At 67.0% G+C, this 6,955-nt stretch carries 9 protein-coding genes and 1 rRNA gene; 7 read left to right on the top strand and 3 right to left on the bottom strand.

Translation table 11 applies throughout. The annotated features are described in order from the left end of the window. The first annotated feature begins 143 nt into the window (after nt 1-143). From rrf to ACIBH2_RS13480, 4 genes are all read left to right on the top strand, one after another. A 5S ribosomal RNA gene (rrf, locus tag ACIBH2_RS13495) occupies nt 144-260 on the top strand. 117 nt (nt 261-377) lie between these two features. Then, the gene (locus ACIBH2_RS13490; protein WP_397116721.1) at nt 378-1,184 is read left to right on the top strand and encodes a hypothetical protein; all 807 of its coding nucleotides are present in this window, start codon (nt 378-380) and stop codon (nt 1,182-1,184) included. 9 nt (nt 1,185-1,193) lie between these two features. Next, nucleotides 1,194-1,883, top strand: a complete 690-nt coding sequence (gene nucS / locus ACIBH2_RS13485) for an endonuclease NucS (protein WP_397116719.1) — start codon at nt 1,194-1,196, stop codon at nt 1,881-1,883. Between the two features lie 9 nt (nt 1,884-1,892). Continuing rightward, a complete protein-coding gene (locus tag ACIBH2_RS13480; RefSeq protein WP_397116717.1) occupies nt 1,893-2,195 on the top strand; it encodes an ATP/GTP-binding protein in 303 nt (100 codons plus the stop codon). Between the two features lie 33 nt (nt 2,196-2,228). Here ACIBH2_RS13480 and ACIBH2_RS13475 read toward each other — a convergent pair whose 3' ends face one another. The 3 genes from ACIBH2_RS13475 to mce all read right to left on the bottom strand — a co-directional run bounded on the left by ACIBH2_RS13475 (nt 2,229) and on the right by mce (nt 4,180). Beyond that, the gene (locus ACIBH2_RS13475; RefSeq protein WP_397116715.1) at nt 2,229-2,468 is read right to left on the bottom strand and encodes a hypothetical protein; all 240 of its coding nucleotides are present in this window, start codon (nt 2,466-2,468) and stop codon (nt 2,229-2,231) included. A gap of 171 nt (nt 2,469-2,639) precedes the next feature. Next, nucleotides 2,640-3,623 carry a hypothetical protein gene (locus ACIBH2_RS13470; RefSeq protein ID WP_397116713.1) on the bottom strand — a complete coding sequence of 328 codons (984 nt, stop codon included), beginning with the start codon at nt 3,621-3,623 and terminating at the stop codon, nt 2,640-2,642. An 86-nt stretch (nt 3,624-3,709) separates the two neighbouring features. Continuing rightward, a complete protein-coding gene (gene mce / locus ACIBH2_RS13465; RefSeq protein WP_397116711.1) occupies nt 3,710-4,180 on the bottom strand; it encodes a methylmalonyl-CoA epimerase in 471 nt (156 codons plus the stop codon). Nucleotides 4,181-4,295: 115 nt separating this feature from the next. Between mce and ACIBH2_RS13460 the strand changes: the two genes are divergently transcribed. From ACIBH2_RS13460 to ACIBH2_RS13450, 3 genes are all read left to right on the top strand, one after another. Further along, nucleotides 4,296-5,474 carry an acetyl-CoA C-acetyltransferase gene (locus ACIBH2_RS13460; RefSeq protein ID WP_397116709.1) on the top strand — a complete coding sequence of 393 codons (1,179 nt, stop codon included), beginning with the start codon at nt 4,296-4,298 and terminating at the stop codon, nt 5,472-5,474. A 131-nt stretch (nt 5,475-5,605) separates the two neighbouring features. Continuing rightward, the gene (locus ACIBH2_RS13455) at nt 5,606-5,959 is read left to right on the top strand and encodes a DUF3817 domain-containing protein (protein WP_397116707.1); all 354 of its coding nucleotides are present in this window, start codon (nt 5,606-5,608) and stop codon (nt 5,957-5,959) included. A 58-nt stretch (nt 5,960-6,017) separates the two neighbouring features. After that, nucleotides 6,018-6,866 (top strand): tetratricopeptide repeat protein, encoded by an 849-nt coding sequence (locus tag ACIBH2_RS13450; protein WP_397117019.1) that lies wholly within the window; start codon nt 6,018-6,020, stop codon nt 6,864-6,866. Nucleotides 6,867-6,955: the final 89 nt, after the last annotated feature.

Genomic DNA, 6,955 nt, shown 5'->3' with positions numbered 1-6,955 from the left:
GCCCTGTAAGGGGTGTAGGTGACTGGTACTAATAGGCCGAGGACTTACCAACAAAGAAGCTACGCGTCCACTGTGCGGTATCTGAAACAACACACGCATGCTCGAACCCGGAAGGTGTTCGCGGCGTGACAGTTTCATAGAGTTACGGCGGCTATAGCGGTGGGGAAACGCCCGGTCCCATTCCGAACCCGGAAGCTAAGGCCACCTGCGCCGATGGTACTGCACTCGACAGGGTGTGGGAGAGTAGGACACCGCCGGAACATCATTCGAGAAAGCCCCCCAGCACCGCTGGGGGGCTTTACTCGTTTCCACAGGTAGTCGGCTACTCGAGTAGTCGCACGGTGTTGCGGCACAGGCGATTCCGCCAGGCTGAGCCCATGAAGCAATATTGGGGGTTGTTCTGGGCCGCCACCGCGCTCGCGATGGTCGTTGCCGCACTACTCATCTGGGGCGATGTCGATCCTGAGGTCATGATCGGCGCGGTGCTCGGGTTCGTGGCCTTTTTCTGGCTGCTCGTCGTGGTGACGGTGCCGTGGAATCTGTACTTCGCCGCTCGACAGGCCGAGCATCGGCTGGAAGCCGCAGGGGCGCGCGACATTTCGGTGCCTGCGGCCCGCGCGGCGGAGGTGCACGGACTCGCCCGGCGGCTGCTGCGGATGGCCGTTGGGGCGCATGTCTTCTCGGCCGCGGTGGCCGCGGGGGTGGCGTTGGCGACCGGCTACACCATCGGCTACTACGTGGCCGGGTTCTTTCTCATCAGCATCGTATTGCGCCCTGCCGGTGCGTATTTCGTCTACTTGAGGTCGAGGATCGCGACCATCTCCCGCGATATCGCGTACCCGCCCGACGATGTCGTGGAATTGCGGGAACGGGTGTCGGCACTCGCCGACGGAGTGGACGCCCTGCGTGAGAACGTGGCCGCCTGGCAGCAGTCGGACTCGCGCCAGATCGACGACCTTCGCGACGATGTGCGGCGGCAGGACGAGCGGGCGCGAGACGAACAGCGCACGGTGCGCGAGACCGTCGCACGCGACCACGCCGAGTTGCTGGCGCGGGCCAATACCGTCGATCAGCGCATCACGGGCATGGTCGTGCATTTCGACGACGCGCTGGACGGCGTCACCGACCAGCAGGAAATCATCGCGGGCCTACGCGCTTTCGCCCGGCTCATGCACGGTCACTAGAGTGGACCGGTGCGCCTCGTGATTGCTCGCTGCCAAGTGGACTACGTCGGCCGTCTCACCGCTCACCTTCCCATGGCTCGTCGCCTGCTGTTGATGAAGGCGGACGGCTCGGTGCTGGTGCATTCCGACGGCGGCTCCTACAAGCCGCTCAACTGGATGAGCCCGCCGTGCTGGATGGAGGAGCGGCTGCCCGAGGCCGAGGGCGGCTCGGAGACCGCGAAGCTGTGGGTCGTGACCAACAAGGCGGGCGAGGAGCTGCGCATCACCGTCGAGGACATCGAGCACGACTCCTCGCACGAGCTGGGCGTGGATCCGGGCCTGGTGAAGGACGGCGTCGAGGCGCACCTGCAGGAGCTGCTGGCCGAGCACATCGAAACCCTCGGGGCCGGTTACACACTCATTCGGCGCGAGTACATGACCGCCATCGGGCCGGTGGACATCCTCTGCCGTGACGCCGACGGCGCGACGGTGGCGGTGGAGATCAAGCGCCGCGGTGAGATCGACGGCGTCGAGCAGCTCACGCGGTATCTGGAGCTGCTCAACCGCGATCCGCTGCTGGCCCCCGTTACCGGGGTCTTCGCCGCCCAGCAGATCAAGCCGCAGGCCAAAACTCTCGCCACCGATCGTGGAATCCGCTGTCTGACGCTGGATTACAACGCCCTGCGTGGCACCGAGAGCGACGAATTCCGGCTGTTCTAATCTCGGTACATGCCCCGCCGGAAGCCGCGACCCAGCCAGTCGGCGCAGTCCGCCAAGGACCCGCGCCCGCTGGGTGATGTCTTCGGCCGCCACGAGGAGGGTCCGGACGGCGAGATGTACGTCGTCCGCACCGTCCCCGGCACGCGCGCGGTGAAACGCTACCGCTGCCCCGGCTGCGACCAGGAGGTCATGCCCGGCGTCGCCCACATCGTCGCCTGGCCCGCCTACGGCGGCGAAGACGACCGCCGCCACTGGCACACCGGCTGCTGGAAGGGCCGCCACACCCGCCGCATCACCCGCCGTTGGTCCTGAGCGGACACTCGGCTCGGATTCGATTGTCCCGGTTCAGGGCTTGATGACCGGGAACGGCTTCGTCGGCGGGTACTGCGTCTGCTGTGGGGGCGGGGAGATGAGGGTGAGATCGGCGTAGGGGATGGGGCCGATGGTGGGGCCGCCGCCGATCGGGACGAGGTCGTGGCCTTTGACCGTTTCGACGCCATTGGGGTAATCGATCGCTACTCCGGCGATTTCGTACCGCCTGCCCTGGTATTGGACGATGCTGTGCGGTTCGTAATAGTCAGGCATGGGACTTGTCTCCTTGCGCCACAACGAGGTTAAGCCCGCGCGCGGCGCTCGGTCAACGATCTCTGCCCGGGCACAACGATCTCTGCCCGGGCATAAGGAAGGCCGCTCCCTGGTGTGGGGAGCGGCCCTCGAGTGGATGGGTGTCGCCCGGTCAGCGTCTACCGCGGTGAACTAGCCGGAGATATCGGCGTTCTCGCGCTCCTCGTCGACGGCTTGATCTTCCTCGGACTTGTTGTCCTGGATCGCCTTACGGCCGGACTGCTTGCTCTGCAGCGAGCGGGGCTCTGGGGTGCCGTCGAGCAGTTCGCTCTCTCGGTTGACCGCGGCCAGCATGGCCGGGACCGAGTCGAGCTGGCCACGAATTCCCAAGAGCTGGGCGAGAACTCGACCGCGCAGCACGCGCATCTCCTCGGCCAGTTCCTTGGCGTGCGCGATCTTGCGATCGGCGCTCTGGGTGGCATTGCTGACGAGTCGGTTGGCCTCGTCGGTCGCGTCCTTGATCCGCTGGGCGGCCTCGGCGCGGCTGGTGGCCTCCAGCTCCTCCATGGCGCGGGTGAGCTTGGTGCGACGCTCGGCCATGGTGACCTCGAAGTCCTGCTGCGCGGCCTTGCGCTTGGCCTCGGACTCCTTGGTGAGGCGGTCGGCCTCGGCATTGGCGGCGTCGATGATCTTGGTGGCCTCGTTGCGCGCGTTCGCGAGGGTCTGCTCGAACTCGACCTCGAGGGCCTCGCGCTTCTCCTTGGTCTCGCCGAGGAGCGACTCGTACTTACCGCGCATCTCGGACGCCTGCTGCTCGGCGATCGAGATCATCTCGGCGGCCTCGGCCTGGGCCTGGGCGCGCACCTCGGAGGCCTCGTCGGAGGCCAGGCGCAGCATGCGGGAGATGCGGTCCGACATACCCTCCGCGGTGGTCGGCGGCACGGAGAGCCGGTCGACCTCCTTGCGGAGCTCGTCGATTTCGTCGCGGGCGTCTTCGAGCTGCGCGGCCAGGTTGCGGGCCTGGGCGGCTGCGGCATCGCGATCGGTGGCGGTTACCCTTAGCTCGGCATCGAATCGGTCGAAGTAGTTGCGCACCTCATCACGGTCATACCCCTTCCGCACTACGGTAAAGGGCAGAGCGACGAAGCGATTACGATCGGGCTCAGTGGACGACATGCCCCACAAACTACAGCCTGCCGACCACTGATGGTGACCCGACCGCGAATGTTGTTACAGCCTCTTTCCCGCCGCGAACATCGGTACTAGTGAGTAGTTTTCGCGGCTGGTTCGACGAGTTCCACCAGCACACCGCCAGCATCCTTCGGGTGGATGAAATTGATGCGCGAACCTGCGGTTCCGCCGCGCGGAGCCTCGTACAGCAAACGCAAGCCCCGTGTACGCAGATACGCGGCGACAGCATCGATATCGGTGACCCGATAGGCAAGCTGTTGCAGGCCAGGGCCATTCCGGTCGATGAACTTGGCGATCGTGGACGCGTCATTCAGCGGCGCCAGCAACTGCAGGGCACTCGAACCTTCGGGCGCTCCCGCAAACGACAGCATGGCCTCGTGCACGCCCTGGGGCTCGTTGATCTCGCGGTGCGTCTCCACCATGCCGAGGTTGTCGGCGTACCAGGCGACGGCGGCATCGAGATCGGGTACCGCGATACCCACATGATCGACGGCGGTGACGTACTCCGCGGGGATGAATTCGGGCTTCTCGGTATTGCTCACGCACCCGACGGTAGCGCGCACCTGGGGAAGGGTGTCGGGAGGCAGCGGGTTACCTTTGAGTAGGGCTCCGAACTGTGGCGGGAGCCCGAACATCCGACATAAGCGAGGGCTCATCGTGACCACCACCGTCATCGTCTCCGGCGCACGCACCCCGGTTGGGCGGCTGCTGGGATCGCTGAAGGACTTCAGCGGCTCCGATCTGGGCGGGATCGCCATCAAGGCGGCGCTCGAGAAGGGCGGCGTCACGCCCGAGCAGGTCGACTACGTGATCATGGGTCAGGTGCTGACCGCGGGCGCGGGCCAGATTCCGGCGCGGCAGGCGGCGGTGGCCGCGGGTATCGCCATGGATGTCCCGGCGCTGACCGTCAACAAGGTCTGTTTGTCCGGTATCAACGCTATCGCGCTGGCGGATCAGCTGATTCGCGCGGGCGAGTACGAGATCGTCGTCGCCGGTGGCATGGAGTCCATGTCCCAGGCCCCGCATCTGCTCGAGAAGAGCCGTGAGGGCTTCAAGTACGGCGATGTCACCCTGCGCGACCACATGGCCTACGACGGCCTGCACGACATCTTCACCGACCAGCCCATGGGCGCGCTCACCGAGCAGCGCAATGACACCGAGCCGGTGAGCCGCGAGGATCAGGACGCCTTCGCCGCCGCCTCGCACCAGAAGGCCGCCGCCGCGTGGAAGAACGGCGTCTTCACCGACGAGGTCGTGCCGGTCACCATTCCGCAGCGCAAGGGCGATCCGATCGTCTTCTCGGCGGATGAGGGCATTCGCGCCGACACCACCGCCGAGTCGCTGGCCAAGCTGCGCCCCGCCTTCCGCAAGGATGGCACCATCACCGCCGCCTCGGCCTCGCAGATCTCCGACGGCGCCGCCGCCGTGGTGGTCATGAGCAAGACCAAGGCGCAGGAGCTGGGCCTGAGCTGGATCGCCGAGATCGGCGCGGCCGGTGTGGTGGCCGGTCCGGACTCCACCCTGCAGGACCAGCCCGCCAACGCCATCGCCAAGGCCTGTGCGCGCGAAGGCATTTCGCCCGCCGACCTGGATCTGGTGGAGATCAACGAGGCCTTCGCCGCCGTCGGCGTCGCCTCCACCCGCAAGCTCGGCATCGACCCGGAGAAGGTCAATGTCAACGGCGGCGCGATCTCCATCGGCCACCCGCTCGGCATGTCCGGCGCCCGCATCGTCCTGCACCTGGCCCTCGAGCTGAAGCGCCGCGGCGGCGGCGTCGGCGCGGCCGCGCTCTGCGGCGGTGGCGGCCAGGGCGACGCCCTGATCGTCCGCGTGTAGTTCACCCGCACACGAAAGACCCTGTGCCCGGCTCGAATACGAGCCGGGCACACGTCGCGTAAGGGGCATTCCCGCGCACTGTGACCACCTCCACTACGTAGTGTCGTAGATCTCAGTGCACAATGGTGCGCATGGGTGACATCTTCGACCTCAGCACGGTCGCCAAGCGGGTTCGGTTTCTGGGCATTCTGGAGGCGGTGACCTGGGTCTTCTTGTTGACCGGGTCGGTGCTCAAGCGACTGCCCGAACCGATCACCTGGCCGGTCATGGTCTTCGGCATGACGCACGGCGTCGTTTTCGTGCTCTTCGCCATCACATGCCTCATCGCCTCGCGCGAGCTGGAGTGGCCCGGTAAGACCACGCTGCTCGCCTTGGCCTCCGCCATCGTTCCGTTCGCCACCATCGCCTTCGAGCGCTGGGCGATTCGCACCGGGCAGCTCGGTGAACTGAGCCAGGCTGGCGGCCCCGCCGTCGCGCGTTCGTGACAGACTGGAGAGCGTGACTCGACCTGCACGACGACCCTCAGCCGCCGTCGCCGCCGCTATGTCCGGTGCGGTGGACCTGTCCAGTTTGAAGCAGCCTCCGGCCGGTGCGGACGTGCCGAACGGGCACGCCGTCACCGAGGCCGACTTCGAGACGAAGGTGCTGCGCCGTTCCACTCAGGTGCCCGTGGTGGTGGCGCTGTACTCGCAGCGCAGCCCCGGCAGTATCGAACTGGTGAAGCTGCTCGAGCGCCTCGCCGGTTCGACCACCGACTGGGAGCTGGCCACCATCGAGGCCGAAGCGAATATGCGGATCGCCCAGGCCTTCGGGGTGCAGGGCATTCCGACCGTGGTCGCGGTGGCCGCCGGGCAGCCGCTCGCCGATTTCACCGGCAATCAGCCGGAGGAGCAGGTGACGCAGTGGCTGGCCGCCGTCGTGGACGCGGTGCGGGGCAAGCTGCCCGGTGTCGGCGAGGGCGGTGAGGAGCCGCAGCAGCCGGAGGATCCGCGCTTCGTGGCGGCCGAAGAGGCTTTGGACCGTGGCGATTTCGCCACGGCGGAGGCGGCCTACCAGGCCATCCTGAATTCCGAGCCGGGTAATGCGGAGGCCAAGGCCGCGCTGCGCCAGGTGCAGTTCGTGGCTCGGGTGCAGGAGCTGGATCCCAGTGTGGTGGCCAAGGCCGACGCCGATCCGTCCGATCTCGACGCCGCGCTGGCCGCCGCCGACCTGGAGATGTTCAACCAGCAGCCGGAGGCGGCGTTCGACCGGCTCATCGCACTGGTGAAGCGCACCGCGGGCGACGACCGCACGCGCGCCCGCACCCATCTGCTGGAGCTGTTCGAGCTCTTCGATCCGGCCGAGCCGATGGTGGTGGCGGCCCGCCGCAAGCTGGCCGCGGCGCTGTACTGAGCGGCACCGTACCGAAACGAGGCGGTGCCCCCACGCCGAGGGCCGTGGGGGCACCGTTTTCACTGTCCGACCGGTGTCGAGTGTCCGAT

It is taken from the genome of Nocardia sp. NPDC050406, assembly GCF_044459025.1.
In the GTDB taxonomy this organism is placed as follows: Bacteria; Actinomycetota; Actinomycetes; order Mycobacteriales; family Mycobacteriaceae; genus Nocardia.
Note: the sequence above shows the minus strand (reverse complement) of the source record. Positions and strands in the feature narration are given on the sequence as shown.

Coding starts and splice junctions, on each gene's coding strand:
- ACIBH2_RS13490 (WP_397116721.1), top strand. CDS start 378: ATGAAGCAATATTGGGGGTTGTTCTGGGCCGCCACCGCGCTCGCGATG.
- ACIBH2_RS13480 (WP_397116717.1), top strand. CDS start 1,893: ATGCCCCGCCGGAAGCCGCGACCCAGCCAGTCGGCGCAGTCCGCCAAG.
- ACIBH2_RS13475 (WP_397116715.1), bottom strand. CDS start 2,468: ATGCCTGACTATTACGAACCGCACAGCATCGTCCAATACCAGGGCAGG.
- ACIBH2_RS13470 (WP_397116713.1), bottom strand. CDS start 3,623: ATGTCGTCCACTGAGCCCGATCGTAATCGCTTCGTCGCTCTGCCCTTT.
- ACIBH2_RS13455 (WP_397116707.1), top strand. CDS start 5,606: ATGGGTGACATCTTCGACCTCAGCACGGTCGCCAAGCGGGTTCGGTTT.
- ACIBH2_RS13450 (WP_397117019.1), top strand. CDS start 6,018: ATGTCCGGTGCGGTGGACCTGTCCAGTTTGAAGCAGCCTCCGGCCGGT.